This window comes from Viridibacillus sp. FSL E2-0187 (genome assembly GCF_038006425.1).
Lineage (GTDB): Bacteria > Bacillota > Bacilli > Bacillales_A > Planococcaceae > Viridibacillus > Viridibacillus arvi.
Genome location: NZ_JBBOVG010000001.1, coordinates 2,119,178 through 2,133,716, shown reverse-complemented (window position 1 = coordinate 2,133,716; position 14,539 = coordinate 2,119,178). Strand labels below are relative to the sequence as shown.

General features: G+C 34.4%; 15 protein-coding genes and 1 pseudogene. 8 read left to right on the top strand and 8 right to left on the bottom strand.

The genetic code is table 11. The features are described from left to right. Window positions 1-41 precede the first annotated feature (41 nt). Entirely contained in the window at window positions 42-200 is a 159-nt protein-coding gene (locus tag MHH85_RS10335) for a DUF1540 domain-containing protein (protein ID WP_193739436.1), read from the bottom strand. A gap of 232 nt (window positions 201-432) precedes the next feature. Beyond that, window positions 433-762 (bottom strand): DUF3889 domain-containing protein, encoded by a 330-nt coding sequence (locus MHH85_RS10330; protein ID WP_193739437.1) that lies wholly within the window; start codon window positions 760-762, stop codon window positions 433-435. 737 nt (window positions 763-1,499) lie between these two features. Between MHH85_RS10330 and MHH85_RS10325 the strand changes: the two genes are divergently transcribed. The 4 genes from MHH85_RS10325 to MHH85_RS10310 are packed head-to-tail and all read left to right on the top strand — an operon-like array spanning window position 1,500 to window position 4,177. Then, window positions 1,500-2,321, top strand: coding sequence for a substrate-binding periplasmic protein (locus MHH85_RS10325; RefSeq protein ID WP_340706971.1), 822 nt, complete (start codon window positions 1,500-1,502; stop codon window positions 2,319-2,321). Between the two features lie 9 nt (window positions 2,322-2,330). Further along, window positions 2,331-2,972 (top strand): amino acid ABC transporter permease, encoded by a 642-nt coding sequence (locus tag MHH85_RS10320; RefSeq protein ID WP_340706970.1) that lies wholly within the window; start codon window positions 2,331-2,333, stop codon window positions 2,970-2,972. Between the two features lie 12 nt (window positions 2,973-2,984). After that, window positions 2,985-3,731, top strand: a complete 747-nt coding sequence (locus tag MHH85_RS10315) for an amino acid ABC transporter ATP-binding protein (protein WP_340706969.1) — start codon at window positions 2,985-2,987, stop codon at window positions 3,729-3,731. A gap of 20 nt (window positions 3,732-3,751) precedes the next feature. Further along, a complete protein-coding gene (locus tag MHH85_RS10310; protein WP_340706968.1) occupies window positions 3,752-4,177 on the top strand; it encodes an OsmC family protein in 426 nt (141 codons plus the stop codon). A 79-nt stretch (window positions 4,178-4,256) separates the two neighbouring features. On the opposite strand, the gene MHH85_RS10305 is transcribed toward MHH85_RS10310, so the two are convergent. Then, window positions 4,257-5,600: a TldD/PmbA family protein gene (locus MHH85_RS10305; RefSeq protein WP_340706967.1), complete on the bottom strand. Its 1,344-nt coding sequence runs from the start codon at window positions 5,598-5,600 to the stop codon at window positions 4,257-4,259. Window positions 5,601-5,603: 3 nt separating this feature from the next. Next, window positions 5,604-6,992: a TldD/PmbA family protein gene (locus MHH85_RS10300; protein WP_340706966.1), complete on the bottom strand. Its 1,389-nt coding sequence runs from the start codon at window positions 6,990-6,992 to the stop codon at window positions 5,604-5,606. A gap of 252 nt (window positions 6,993-7,244) precedes the next feature. Between MHH85_RS10300 and MHH85_RS10295 the strand changes: the two are divergent. Continuing rightward, window positions 7,245-7,712, top strand: a pseudogene (locus MHH85_RS10295) (AraC family transcriptional regulator); the annotation flags it as partial. 18 nt (window positions 7,713-7,730) lie between these two features. Beyond that, a complete protein-coding gene (locus MHH85_RS10290) occupies window positions 7,731-8,225 on the top strand; it encodes a DinB family protein (RefSeq protein WP_340708151.1) in 495 nt (164 codons plus the stop codon). Between the two features lie 52 nt (window positions 8,226-8,277). Here the strand turns inward: MHH85_RS10290 and MHH85_RS10285 are convergent, their stop codons facing one another. Beyond that, on the bottom strand, window positions 8,278-9,231 hold the full coding sequence (locus MHH85_RS10285; protein WP_340706965.1) for an alpha/beta hydrolase: 954 nt from the start codon (window positions 9,229-9,231) through the stop codon (window positions 8,278-8,280). Window positions 9,232-9,530: 299 nt separating this feature from the next. On the opposite strand from MHH85_RS10285, the gene MHH85_RS10280 reads away from it, so the two are divergent. Then, a complete protein-coding gene (locus tag MHH85_RS10280; protein WP_340706964.1) occupies window positions 9,531-10,361 on the top strand; it encodes a hypothetical protein in 831 nt (276 codons plus the stop codon). Between the two features lie 108 nt (window positions 10,362-10,469). Here the strand turns inward: MHH85_RS10280 and MHH85_RS10275 are convergent, their stop codons facing one another. Further along, window positions 10,470-11,006, bottom strand: coding sequence for a GNAT family N-acetyltransferase (locus MHH85_RS10275; RefSeq protein WP_340706963.1), 537 nt, complete (start codon window positions 11,004-11,006; stop codon window positions 10,470-10,472). A 324-nt stretch (window positions 11,007-11,330) separates the two neighbouring features. On the opposite strand from MHH85_RS10275, the gene MHH85_RS10270 reads away from it, so the two are divergent. After that, window positions 11,331-11,945 (top strand): histidine phosphatase family protein, encoded by a 615-nt coding sequence (locus MHH85_RS10270; protein WP_340706962.1) that lies wholly within the window; start codon window positions 11,331-11,333, stop codon window positions 11,943-11,945. A gap of 68 nt (window positions 11,946-12,013) precedes the next feature. Here MHH85_RS10270 and MHH85_RS10265 read toward each other — a convergent pair whose 3' ends face one another. Together MHH85_RS10265 and MHH85_RS10260 are read right to left on the bottom strand one after the other, a co-directional pair. After that, window positions 12,014-12,439, bottom strand: a complete 426-nt coding sequence (locus tag MHH85_RS10265; RefSeq protein ID WP_340706961.1) for a ferritin-like domain-containing protein — start codon at window positions 12,437-12,439, stop codon at window positions 12,014-12,016. Window positions 12,440-13,240: 801 nt separating this feature from the next. Continuing rightward, complete coding sequence (locus tag MHH85_RS10260; protein WP_340706960.1) at window positions 13,241-14,452, bottom strand: MFS transporter; 1,212 nt, start codon at window positions 14,450-14,452, stop codon at window positions 13,241-13,243. Between the last annotated feature and the right edge of the window lie 87 nt (window positions 14,453-14,539).

Genomic DNA, 14,539 nt, shown 5'->3' with positions numbered 1-14,539 from the left:
ATAGAAAAGGGTAACCATGAAATTGGTTACCCTAAAAACAGTTAATTTTTTTCTGGAGAGAATGTTTTACAATCCGTTTCTTCACTATTGGATGCTTGGTTACCTTTTTGACTTACTACATAAATTGCTTCAGCAGTACATTTGTTTCCAGACCCCCAAAATGTACAGTTATTCACTTCGCAAAGAACCTGTTGAGTCATAGTATCACACCTCCTCTTTCGTTTATCTTTAACAAAAATGAAGTGATTAATACTTGATTTAGGAAAGCTCAGCAAAAACTATTTCTTCACTACGGAGTTTATAGACGCTCATTCTTTTAGTGTTAGAGCCCCATAAAGTGGTGAAAAGAGGATCGTATGTTTTACATAGATCCATGTATGACCAATGAGAAAAAATAATACTATTGAGTGTATTTAACTCTACTGAGATGGCTTATTTAGAAGTTTCTTGAAGTTCAATTTTAAGCACTTTTTCAGTATGGGTATTATACTCAATTCTTACAAAAACGCCGAACTCTCTGTTGCCTTCTTTTAACCATAATTTAAATTTTTCAGTCGTTGTATCCTTTTTCGTTTCTCTACCTTGATGGAGGTAATCAATTATTTTTGCATTGGGATATTTTGAATTTGTCTCTATTAAAGCAAGCTTTCCCCATTTAACGTATGCAGGAATCTCTTGTTGAGCATAAGCGTTTGTTGGTATATGTAGTGATGTTGAATTGGCTATAATAAAAATTCCAAGTGCAATGAATGTTTTTCGCATAATTGACCATCTCCTTTTCATATAGAATGAGTTATTTGATTAAATTCATTCTCTACGAACTAATCTTTTTAAAAAAACCTAACTACAGAATTTAGACAACTAATAAAAGACTATTACTATGTTAAAATGAAAGTAAAATATAGAAAGATATAAAAATACATAAAAACTAGTGAATTTAAGTAATAATAGTTGACTATAACTTAGTAATCTTATAGGATTTAATTGACTCGTGATTCAGTCGAGCGAGTTGACTAACATTCAAACACAAGATAAGCGCAAACAAGAACGAAACAACATTAACTTTCGATTGCTTTAGAAATGATTGCTATTGAAATATTGAACGATTGACGTTTAGCAATTTTACATACAATTTCAATTGGATATAGAGTAGAAAAGCTTCTGTTCAAGATGCATTCATATCATCAAGAAATCTTTTTGAACAACTTTGCAATTTATAGTGAAAAATCGATATTTTATGGGAATCCTACTTAAAGGAATACATTCTCAGCTGATTTTTCAACAGAAAGTGGACAAGATATAGTAAGATCCGAGAAGCTTTTGCAAGTAATAAGATATTCGAAGAGCTTCTGCCTTGAAAATGTTAAAACGTCCTGTAGATTCTTTTTCAATCTACAAATGAGGAATAGCAACAATTAGAGTTAGAGCAGTTTGTTGAATTGACCGTTCAATTTGAGTTTTTTGTACTGTTTGGTATGTAATCAAAGGAGGAAAATAAAATGAAAAAAAGCAAAATTTTCTTCGCTTTTGCTGCAACTGCTGCACTTATTTTAGGGGCATGTGGCAATAGTGAGACAAAAAAAGAAAATAATAATACATTAAGCGCAATTCAAGAAAAAGGTGAAATGACAGTAGGGATTATGGGAACGTATGCACCTTATAATTTCATGAATAAAGATAAAGAATATACCGGTTTTGATGTGGATATTGCAAAAGAATTGGCAAAACGCCTAGATGTCAAAGCAAAATTTGTTGCTCAAGATTTTTCGGGGTTAATACCTGGATTACAAAAAGGGAAATATGATGCTTTATTAAGCCAAGTAACGATTACGCCAGATCGTGAAAAACAAGTTGATTTTACTGCACCTTATATTACAAATGATGTGAAAGTTATTGTAAAAGAGGATAATACTTCTATTAAGTCGGTAGAAGATTTCAAAGGCAAAAAAATCGGTGTTGGCCTCGGTACAAATGACGAAGCATTCTTACGAAATGAATTAATGCCAAAAGTCGGGGACTTCAAAATCAACACATATGATGATGTCATTACAACGTTAAAAGATTTAGATGCAGGCCGTGTAGATGCGACAATTAATAATGTTTATGCATTAAAACCAATCATTGAAAAGAATGGTTTTAAAGTGAAAGCTGTCGGTGAGCCGATTAAATCTGATCAAGCAGCAGTTGCCGTGAAAAAAGGTAATAAAGAATTAGTTGAAGCGATGAACAAAGCATTAGCGGATATGAAAAAAGATGGAACATATAAAGAAATCTTCGTAAAATGGTTTGATGAAGAACCAAAAGCAGATTTAGGAAAGTAGGAAGTTTAGATGGATATAGTTATTGATAATCTTCCTTTTTTACTAAAAGGTGCTTATTATACACTATTAATAACAGTGGTTTCAATGTTCTTTGGCTTAATAATCGGTTTAATAACGGCGATTGCTCGTATTAAGGGCAATCGTTTCTTCCGCGGAATTGCGAGAGTTTACGTATCGATTATTCGAGGAACACCACCACTTGTGCAAATAGTCATCGTCTATTATGGGCTTGTAGATTATGGTGTCGAATTAGATGCTTTAACAGCTGCATATATTGCGTTAAGTATAAATATTGGTGCCTATGTTTCTGAAGCGTTTCGTGGTGCAATTCAATCTGTACCATCTGGTCAAACAGAAGCGGCACTTGCAACAGGTATGACAGAAGCACAGGCGATGCGTCGCATTGTCATTCCACAAGCGATTCGCTATGCCATTCCACCACTTGGTAACACTTTTGTTGGTATGTTAAAAGAAACTTCACTCGTATCAGTAATTGCGGTAACGGAACTTATGCGTTCTGCTCAGCTACTTGTAGCACAGTATTATGTATATATGCCGTTCTATTTAGCAATTGGATTGATGTATTGGATTATGAGTACAGTCTTTACATTTATATTAAATAAAATCGAAAAAAGATTATCGATCTATTAAGGGGGGAACGTAATGTTACAAATAAAAGACTTGTCAAAGAGCTTTGATCAAAATGAGGTCTTAAAGCATATATCATTGACGATTCCTGCCCATCAAGTTGTTGCAGTTATTGGACCAAGTGGTTCAGGGAAAAGTACATTTTTACGTTGTTTAAACGGACTCGAAACTATCACAGGTGGTAGTGTTACTGTTAATAATCATTTATTACAAGCAACAGATTCAAAAAAGGTTCGTCATAAAACAATTCACACTATTAGACAAGATACAGGTATGGTGTTTCAACAGTTCAATTTGTATCCGCATAAAACGGTAATTGAAAATGTCATGGAAGCATTACTAATCGTGAAAAAGCAATCAAAAGAGCAGGCAAGAAAAATGGCCTCTGCATTATTAAAACGTGTTGGCTTACAAGAGAAAGAAGATGCTTATCCTTCAAGATTATCAGGTGGTCAGCAACAACGTGTAGCCATTGCTAGAGCACTTGCAATGGAACCAAAAATTATGCTATTCGATGAACCAACATCTGCACTGGATCCAGAACTAGTCGGTGAGGTTTTACAAGTAATGAAAGAACTTGCTGAAGAGGGCATGACGATGGTGATTGTCACACATGAAATGAAATTCGCAAGAGATGTGGCAGACCGTATTTTATTTATGGCAGATGGACAAATTGTCGAAGATGCAGAACCTAAAGTATTCTTCACACATCCATCAACAGAACGTGCTCAGAAATTTTTAGCAAATTTAAATGAATTTTAATAGAAGAAAGGTTGATTAATATGCAAATAAAAGCAAAATGGCAAGGTGGACGTGCCTTTGAAGCAGTAGGGCCAACAGGATATCCAATGGTAATGGATGCAACTGCTAACTACGGGGGAGAAGGTAAAGCTGCAACACCAACTGAAATGCTACTTAGTTCTTTAGCAGGCTGTATCGGTATTGACGTTACAATGATTTTAAAACCACATTTAGATAAGATCAAATCTATCGAAATTACAGTAGATGGTGAACGACGTGAAGAACTTCCAACGGCTTTCACAGCGGCTACTTTATTGTTTGATGTAAAAGGCGATATAGATGCAAAAAAAGTTTTACGTGCAATTAAGCTTGGAGAAGAGAAGTATTGTGCAGTTTCTGCCTCTTTGAAAGCAGAAATTACTTATCGTTTAATGTTGAACGGTGAGGAAGTAGCGATAACTGAATAAGATTTAATTAGGAGCTGCCTAGGATATAGGCAGCTTTTTTTGTATTCAATGATTTTTGTCTACATATCAGATTGGCTTATTAATCAACTGTAACGGAAAGTTCCTTAACAAGTAGTGAAGGGGAACCGTAGCCGTCTGGAAGGAAGTAAAGGTCTGTACAGGTTAACTCAATATCCTTCATCAATTCATAGAAGTTACCTGCAATGGTCATTTGTTTAACTGGCGAAGCAATTTTACCTTCTTTAATATGGAAACCAGTCGCCTCAACGGAGAAATCTCCCGAAATTGTATTCGTGCCTGAATGAAGACCAGACAAGTCTGTAATAAGGATTCCTTCAGATACTGATACGAGTAAGTCATCTAAAGTTCTTTCACCTGTTGCAATGTACATATTTTGTGGTGCGATAGAGAGCGTGCTTTTGTAAGAAGGTTTATGCGCATTTCCTGTTGTTTCGCAGCCTTCTAATTTTGCTGATTTCCTGTTATGGAGTAATGTTTCAAGAGTTCCATTTGAAATAATTGCTTGTTTTTTTGTAGCAACACCTTCTCCGTCAAAACTTGATCCAGACAGTGCCTCTGGGTGGAATGGATCATTTAGTACTGTCACTAAATTCGATGCAACTTGTGTTCCCACTTTTCCTTTTAAAAGTGACTGATCTTTTTGCGCGTTCTCTGCTGAGAAGATAGGCGTAAATATTGAAAGTAATGAAGCAGCCGCGTTATGGCGCATTATTATAGGATATTTTCCAGACGGAATGGATTTTTCACCGAGATTAGATAATGCTTCTTCTGCAGCTTCTTTGGCAATTTCATCGGCATCGAGCGATTGGAAATCACGAGTCATTTTCCTGAAGCTACCTGTTTTCATTTCTTCGCCGTCTTTAACGACTGTTGAAACGAATATGATAAGTCCATTCTTTTTCTCTGTTAATGAAAGACCTTTACTGTTTGCTAATGATTGTTCTCCTGAGAATTCATGAAGTACACAATAGTCGAGTGTTACAATACGCGGATCATATGCACGTATTTTCTCTTCAATAGACTTTATTAACTTTATCTTTTCAGAGATTTGTACATTCGCAAGTTCTTCACTATAAGATTGATAGTTTGTATATTCACTACTTCCATCGAAAATATCAGTCCCATCATCCTCATCAAGCACGTCTGCATTTGCTTTTGCATTGTCTATTAAAAATGATATCGAATCCTCATCGATTTTTTCTGTATAGGCATAACCCATTTTACCGTTATAAAGACCCCGTAAACTAAGTCCACCATCCACAGATGTTTCGTAGCTATCAATTTCTCCTTCAAAAATCATACATTGAAATGATTCAGCTTTTTCATAGTATACTTCAGCTTCTTTGAAACCGGCATCCATTGCTTTTTGAAGCAGTTTTTCTTGGAATTCAGTGATTTGCATTACTTATTCCCCCTTTGTCCCACCGACTGTAATTTCACTGACACGAATCATTGGCTGGCCGACATTAACTGGAAGGCTGCCACTCATCGCCCCACACATACCTGCGCCGTGTGCAAGGTTATTCCCAACGCGATCAACTAACTGTAATGTTTTTGCTCCGTTCCCTATAAGTGTTGCTCCCCGTACTGGGTGTGTAATTTTTCCATCTTTTACGATGTATGCTTCTTCAACTGCAAAGTTGTAGTCACCTGTAGATGGATTAACTTGACCTCCACCCATATATTTTGCGTAAATGCCATACTCTGTTGAAGCGATAATATCTTCTGGTGTTGATATACCTGGAGCGATATACGTATTTGTCATACGTGATGTCGGACTGAAGCGATAAGACTGGCGGCGTGAAGAGCCAGTTGATTCAGTTTTCATACGACGTGCATTCAATTTATCAATTAAATAACCTTTTAAAATACCATTTTCAATTAAGACATTTTTTCTTGTTTTCTCACCCTCATCATCAATATTAAGTGAACCCCATTCGTTTGCTAGGGTACCGTCATCGATGTAAGTGACAATTTCCGGTGCAACTCTTTCACCAACTCGATTTGCGAACACTGAATTGTTTTTTGCGACAGCTGTGGCTTCTAGTCCGTGTCCACAAGCCTCATGGAAAATAACGCCACCAAATTCATTGTCAATGATTACTGGGAATTTCCCACTAGGGCATTCTTCTGCATGTAGCATTGTTACTGCTATACGTGCTGCTTCTCCTGCATAGTGAGTCAAATCTAGGTTTTCCATAAATTCAAATCCGGCATGAGCACCAGGTCCGTAGAAACCTGTTTGCAGTTCATTGCCTTCTGAAGCAGTTGCTTGAATGGCTAGTCTACTGTGAACACGAGTGTCTTCCACAAACTTTCCTTCTGAGTTGGCAATGAGGATATTTTGTTCTTCGTCCATATAGCGTATACCAACTTGACGAATGCGTTCATCATAACTTCTAGCAATTTCATTTGCCTGTCTCATAATAGAAGCTTTCCTTGCATGTTCTACTGTTTGAGGCATTTGCGCGATTTGGTGAACTGGATTAAATATCTCTTTTTGGAGCGGGTGAATCGTACCTGTTCCGCCGCCTTTTATAGCAAGTGCAGCCCGCTTAGCTGCGAGTAACAAGCCTTCTTCAGATATATCATTCGTATATGTGTAAATACTTTGAAGACCAGAAAAAATACGTATACCTATTCCAAAATCACGACCAGATATACTTTTTTCTATTTTGTTACTTTGTAATGCAATGTTATTTACATACTTATCTTCAATGAATATTTCAGAGAAGTCACCCCCCGTAGAAAGAGCTGCATTAAGCACGTTTTCAATAATAGATTGTTTGATCATTTACCTTGCCCCCTTTATTAAATTATAACGTAAAAGGGTATTTTTAGTTGGTATAAATAGAATTTTTTGTATATTTTAAATTTATTTTCAAGGATACTATTGATTACAATAGTCATAAAAGTCAGTGTACTTAGGATTTAAATATCCAAAAGATTAACGATAATATCGATTGGAAATATGCCTTAATAAAAAGGAGTTTTTATATTAAATATAGAAGTTAGTGTTTAGTTGAATATTTGGAGGTTATTAGAAATGAGTATAGTGATTAAAAATCTTCCAGACTATGAGGTAGCCTATATTAGACATTTTGGAAGTTATTTTGAACCTAGTAATCATTGGGAAAGACTAGGGGAGTGGGCAGCAAGGAATGGATTGTTTCCACCTACGCAAAATTATATAGGATTGTCTCTTGATAATCCTGAATTTGTAGCTCCGGAATTGTGTCGACACGATGCTTGTATTACATTACCAAAGGATTTTGTAAAAGAAGAGCAATCGGAAATACAATTTAAAACAATAACAGGGGGACTGTATGCTCTATATCAGTTCTATGATACACCTGATAAATTAGTCATCGCTTATCAAGCCGTTTTTGGAGATTGGATACCTCAAAGTGACTATGTTGCAGATGATAAGATTAGTCTTGAATTTAGTTTGAATAATCCATTAGATGATAATGAGGGGAAATGCAAAGTTGATTTATATGTACCTATAAAGAAAAAGTTATCTAAAGATGAAGTGATTACAGAATTTGAGCAAGTACAAGGCTGGGTTTATAGCTTGAAAGAGTATCCTGAGAAGGATTTTTTCAAACCCATTGAGAATGGTAAATGGTCTGTAGCTGAAATTATTGCGCATTTAGCATTCTGGGATAAATATGTACTGGAAGCAATACTGCCAAATATGAAACAGAATACTGATATTAAGAGTATAGACTTTCAAGAATTAAATGATCAGGCTTCTAACTATGCTTTATCAGGTATATCTGTGAAGAGCCTAATTGATCAATTTGTTGAAAGTAGAAAACGTCTAGTGGCAGAATTAAAGACCAAATCTGACGTTGAATTTTATGTGCAATTTAAAATTAATGGAGATAAGATTGACCCAGATTCAGGGGCACCTTTTTCAATGTATAGCTATATTAGCAGCTTTATTTGGCATGATAACCATCACAAAAAGCAAATAATTGAATTTTTTAATAGTAAGTACGCTGAAGATTTTCAGGTGAAATAAAAAACAGGAGTTAAGCTGTGTTCACATGCTTAACTCCTGTTTTTTTGATTGCTTATATTAAGCTATCTTTTGTTGTATTTTCAAATGCTTTACTAAGCGTACTGGATACAAGTTTAATAGCATCTGCACCTTCTTCAAGTAGACCAGCCATCCAAAAGAAACCGTGAATGACACCATCGTAACGTTTTAGTTGAACAGGGATGTTCGCTTCTTGTAGTTTTTTAGCATAAGCTTCACCTTCATCTCTTAAAGGATCATATTCAGCGGTAATAACTAATGCAGGTGGTAAGTCCTTTAAATTTGTTGCTTTTAGAGGGGAGACGTAAGGACTTTCTCCATCGCTATCACTATTTAAATAATGGTTCCAAAACCATTGCATTGTGTCTTTTGTTAAGAAATATCCATCTGCGTAATCCAAATAAGAAGAAGTATTTAAATTATAATCTGTCACAGGATATACCAATACTTGTTGAATGATATTGTTGACATCAAGATCTCGCGCTTTCAATGATACAACAGCTGCGATATTACCCCCGGCACTATCCCCGCCTACTGCGATTCTAGAAGCATCTACGTTTAACTCTTTTTCATGATCTATTAACCATTCGATCACTGCATAGCTATCATCAATCGCTGCTGGAAACTTATTTTCTGGCGCTAATCGGTAGTCAACAGATACGACTATACATTGCGACTCGGACGCAATTTGGCGGCAAGGAATATCCACTGAATCAAGATTTCCAATAACCCAACCCCCACCATGATAATATACAAACACAGGTAGAGCTTCTTCACTTTTAATTGGTGTATATATTCGAACGGGAACTTCTCCAACATTCGTGTTTAGAACTCGATTGACAACACTCTCTACCTCTACACGCTCACCTGCGAATTCTTCTATAGCAATACCGTTTCGTGCTTCTTCTGGACTTAATTCGTGCGTTGGTGAAGTACCCGATTGTTCTAATTGCTCTAGCAATAACTTTACTTCTGGCTTCAATGCCATATTAATATGCCCCTTCCTTTAAATGAGAGATATAGATTATTATGAAAAGTATTAATACTTTATTCTATCAATCGTTTTATTTTAATATTTAATTAATTTGGTTCTATAATATTTGAATAAGGAAATGATCTACCAATTCGCCAATTCTAGCTATACAACAAAAATTTATTAAATAATGCTAAAATAGCAATACCTCTCATTCATTTGAAAGCGACAAAAACTAACCAAGTTTATGTTGTGAAATTTGAGGGTAAAACATCTAAAAGGGTAATTAATCAGTTAAAGGGAGGAAGATAATAATGAAAGCAATAGGAAAAGTATCATCTCTGCTTGTTATTATCAATTTACTATTTGCCTGTTCCAATGATAAGGCAGAAGTAAAGACAAATGATGAGAATAGTGTAAGTAAAACTCAAGTTCAAGAGGAAAAGGATAAGGACACTAAAGGTGAAATTGAACAAAATGATACTGTCGATAATGAAGTTGTCAAAACGAATAGAGTTCTTACCGAAGATGAAGTATTGAAGGCAATCAAAACACAGTTGAAAACGGATTTATCTAAAATATTACCAAGCAAATTACCATTATCTAAAGGAAAGCATTTAACAGCAACTACTAATTCATCAGCCAATTATTATGAAGTGGTATTTATGGAAAGTGATAAGCCGATTTCTATTAATAATAAGGCATTAAAAAATAAACACAAAGCAACTGTGATTGCTCGATTAAACGGTAAAAAGTACGCTAATTTGACAAAATCTAGTGAACAAATAGCATTTGAAGATTATAGCAAGCTCGGAGGACAAAAAGTGGATCTGGGTTATGGCATTACAGGGTATCAGGATGCTGGAGCGGGTTCAGTATTTACAAGCTGGAATGAAGGAAGGTGGGCACTTAATACACGCTCGCTAACAACGAAAGGGGAGCAAGGAGTAAAACTAGCAAAAGAAGCAACAAAGTTTTTAGAAACTAATACTCTTCCAATTCCTAAACCCAATGGACTCGTTCATCTTGATGTAGAGCGCTCAGGTAACAGAATTACTTGGCAAAAAGAAAAAATCGTGTATACCATTGATCAAGTAAAAGATCCTTTAGTCGCTTTAAGAATTGCAACTTCTTTCGAAAACTAAATCATTAAGAAATGGAAAATAGAGCTGATTCTACCATGAGGAGAATCGACTCTATTTTTTTATCCTAAGCCTCAATATTTGAGTAAAGTCGCCATTATTTAAATAACACTAGTTATTTTCTTTTTTAAGCATTGAGTAAATGAATGTATCGTGAGCTTTACCATTTTGGTACATATAGTCTCGAAGAATGCCTTCTTTTTGGAATCCAACTTTGGTAAGTAACTTACTAGATGCTGCATTATCAACAAATACTATAGCCCCTATACGAGTTAACTCCATATCATCAAAACCGTAAGAAAGAATTTTAGATACCGCTTCTAAAGCATAACCATTTCTCCAATGGTCTGGATGAATTTCATAACCTATTTCTGCTCGTTTATGATTAGGTGACCAAGCATGAAAGCCAATTGTTCCAATTATGCCCTTTATGCCTTTTCTTTGAATACCCCATCGTATGCCTCTTTTTTCAGCATAGTTTTTTGAAAAAAGATCGATGACTTTTTCTGCTTGTTGTAGATCTTTAAAAGTATCTTGTCCATAATAACGTGTAACATTGTCATTAGAAAAATATGCGAAAATATCTTCTGCGTCATCTGTAGTTATTTCTCTTAATAGTAATCTTTCTGTCTCTAATATAGGAAACATCTTATTACACCCCTTGTTCTTCATTTGAATATCTTTGAATACCTTAAATATGCCTATAACACTAAGTTGAAACCTCATACAACATGTAACGTTTTGTAGGTTTTGATTTAAAAAATATTACCAAAATCCCATAACTTAACAATAATAGTAACTTAAATCTTTGCAGATTTGAAGATACAATTGTTTCTTCAAAGGATAAAAATAATTAATTTCCCCAAAAATGTATGTATTTTCATATATGAATATGTGTAAGATAAAAGGGAATTATAGCTAAGATTTATTTCCGATTTAATATTTATAAAAACTATATTGGAGGAGCAGAATATGAGACTATTGATCATTAGACATGGAGAATCAGAAGCAGATATTCTGAACGTACATGAGGGAAGAGCAGATTTTGAACTTACAGAAGTTGGACAACAACAAGTGATTCTTTTATCAGAATGGGTAAACAATCATTATAAATTAGATAAAATTTATAGTAGTTCTTTGAAAAGAGCTACTCAAACAGCCTTATTATTAGGCAACAAACAGCAAATTGAAATCGAATATGAAGAAGATTTAATGGAATGGAATAATGGATTAATAGCTGGGCTATCAAGAGAAGAAGCGGAAGAAAAGTATCCTATAGTGAATGGTCTAGCACCTCATGATGCTGTTTATAAACAAGAGTCTATATTAGATTTTAGATATAGAGCAGAAAAGATACTTTCTAAAATCATTTCTGAAAATCCTGATGATGCCACTATTGCGATAGTAAGTCATGGAGGAATGATAAACAAACTATATCAATCATTTTTAAAGCTTCCATTTGATACAAATACGATTTTTCATTGTGGTGACACTAGCTTGCACGAATGGACAATTAAAGATAATAAAAGGCATATTGTATTTTCAAATCGCTTGGAACATCTAAATAAATTATGTATAAAGAGCTGACTAATTTTCGTCAGTTTTTTATTTTTGCATATTAAGGAGAGGCAAATAATATTGCCTCTCTTTTTCAATTAACCATTGTTCATAAAATACAAAAACCAAACAGCGTGATTTTGTTCATCAAATGATACTTGCATAAATTGTTGTTGTATAAATGAATTATTAGCTTCTCTAGCAACACTGTGATAAAAGTCTACGGTTTCTTGTTCATCTTTAAAGGCATGAAGAATGCCACTCCGATAATTAGTAGGACAATTCACATTCCTTTTAGGAGTGTACTGTGTCCCTGTAAGTGAAAAATAGATTTGTGAAAAAATCTGATAATGTCTCATTTCATCACTTCTAATTTCCAAAATTCTATCTCGGATATCTTTATTTGGGGCTTGTTTTGACAATACTTCATAACACTGAATAGCTGTGAATTCCCCGTCAAGGGCTTTAGCAATATCAGCTAACAACTTGTTCGGTACTTGTTGTTGTAACGAATTATAATTCAATATCCATTCACCTCGTTGGATATTTTATGTAATGTTATGAGAAAATGTTACTAGCTTAAGAATGATTTATCGAACAAAAAAGGATGAAGATAGATATTATCTTTCATCCAATGTAAGAATCATTAATCTATAAATGATGAATATTCCAAGGTACCCCCCTGTGATTAAGAACAGAGGATCGAGAAAAACCTTGTGGATTGTAGTCATAAACACAGCATTGTCAACGATGATTTGATATATGGATGTGGATGCAATACTTCCAAAAATAATGGTTGATATAACTGCGATTATATTAAAAAGCATTGCGATCAAATTATTTTTATTCTGAAGATAAACCATAATAATAGGTAAAACTATGCTAGACAATACTAATAAAACCTTCAAAATGCCACTCCTTTAAATAAGGCTATAGTTAGCTAATTATTACCTTAAATAAACGTATATAAACAAAAATATAATCAATTTTTCTTGCATGAAGAATAATATTGAGTAATAAAAAAATTAGGAGTGACTTGTATTAGTAAAAAGGCTGTAACTAACAAATATTCTATTAATAGATGGCGTTTAGCAAGTAAGCTTAATTAGATACATAATCTCCAATTTATACTTGTTTGAGGAGAGGAGCTATGGCTAGTATTAAAAGTTTATCAATGGAAACTGCAGAAGAACTTTTAATTTAAAAAAAGTGGCAATCAGCATCAAAAAATAAATGATCTTTTTAAGACTCTTATTTCATTTTCTCCTAAGTTAAAAATACTAATTTATTTGAAATACTCGCGTCATTTAGACATCGAGTAAATCTTATAAATTTCTTAATTTCTTATCAGCACGCATCCATTGGAAAGCAAGGATTAGTAGTAGTAGGCCAGTGATCCAATAAAGCCAACTAATGCCTAGAAAATCCATCATGACAAAAGCAATCAATGCACCAAATGCTGCTCCTATATCTGAAGATAATGTATATAAAGAGAGGACAGTCATCTGTGATTGACCAGTTGCCACATCAGTTGCGATTGAATCACTCATTGTCACTAAAAGTGTTATAGCTAATTGGAAAACAAAAATAAAGAAGATAAATAGTATAGTTGAAAATCTTAAAGGTAAAATGAAAAAGCAAACAGAGGCCATCAATAAGGCGAAGATTAAGACTTTACTTCTTTCCCATTTTTGATCTGACCATTTTCCAAGTAATGGAGCTAAAAAAGGTTCCCATCCTGTTCTTATTGCTTGGAATATACCCGCAAGTGATGCTGCTCCTAAAGATAACCCAAAGACTAATAGATTTTCTTTAATTTGCATGCCGATTAAATTACTTAAAGTAGAATTAAAAACGCCAAATATGACAAAGTAAATGATTATACCAGTAGCCAAGGATAATACGATGCGCTCATTTTTCCATATACTTTGATGTTTTTTCTTCTCCTCATTCATCTGTTCCTCTTTATCTTTTGTTTTTGGTATATACTTCAAAACAAAAGGAATGCTACAAGCGCCTATGATGGAGAACACAGTTGTAACAGATTGAATGCCAATTTGTTCAGCTAGTATTCCTCCAAACAGCATCCCAATTAGCGTACCTAATCCCCAAAAACCATTAAATAATCCTACATATTCGCCTCTTGTTTTCTCAGTACTATATGTAATGATGGTTAGATATCCGCCTAAACGAAATAAAGACCATGAGAACCCCCATAAACACCTCGCTATAAGAAGCAACCATATGCCTTTTAAGTATCCATAGGAAAAAGTAGAGATTACAGCTAATACGACTGCTAACAAAATTCCCATTCGGGTGTTTACTTTACGATAGAACCAGGCAATTAATGAATTAATGACAATCCTGATGAAACGATTAACAGATAAAAGTACGCCAACCTGCCATAATGCTGTTAAACCAAAGAATTTCCAATACAATGGAAGGACAATGAAAAGCATTTCGTTGCCCAATAAACAAACAGCCATTACGAGTGCAATAACAATAACAGGCTTCTTCGAAGGTACATTTTCAATCATTTGATGTAATAACCTTCTTTCTTATTAAAGCAGTAATCCAATTTATGGGGCCCCCCACTTAGAAGTGAGGAATGGTCGTGAAAGCCC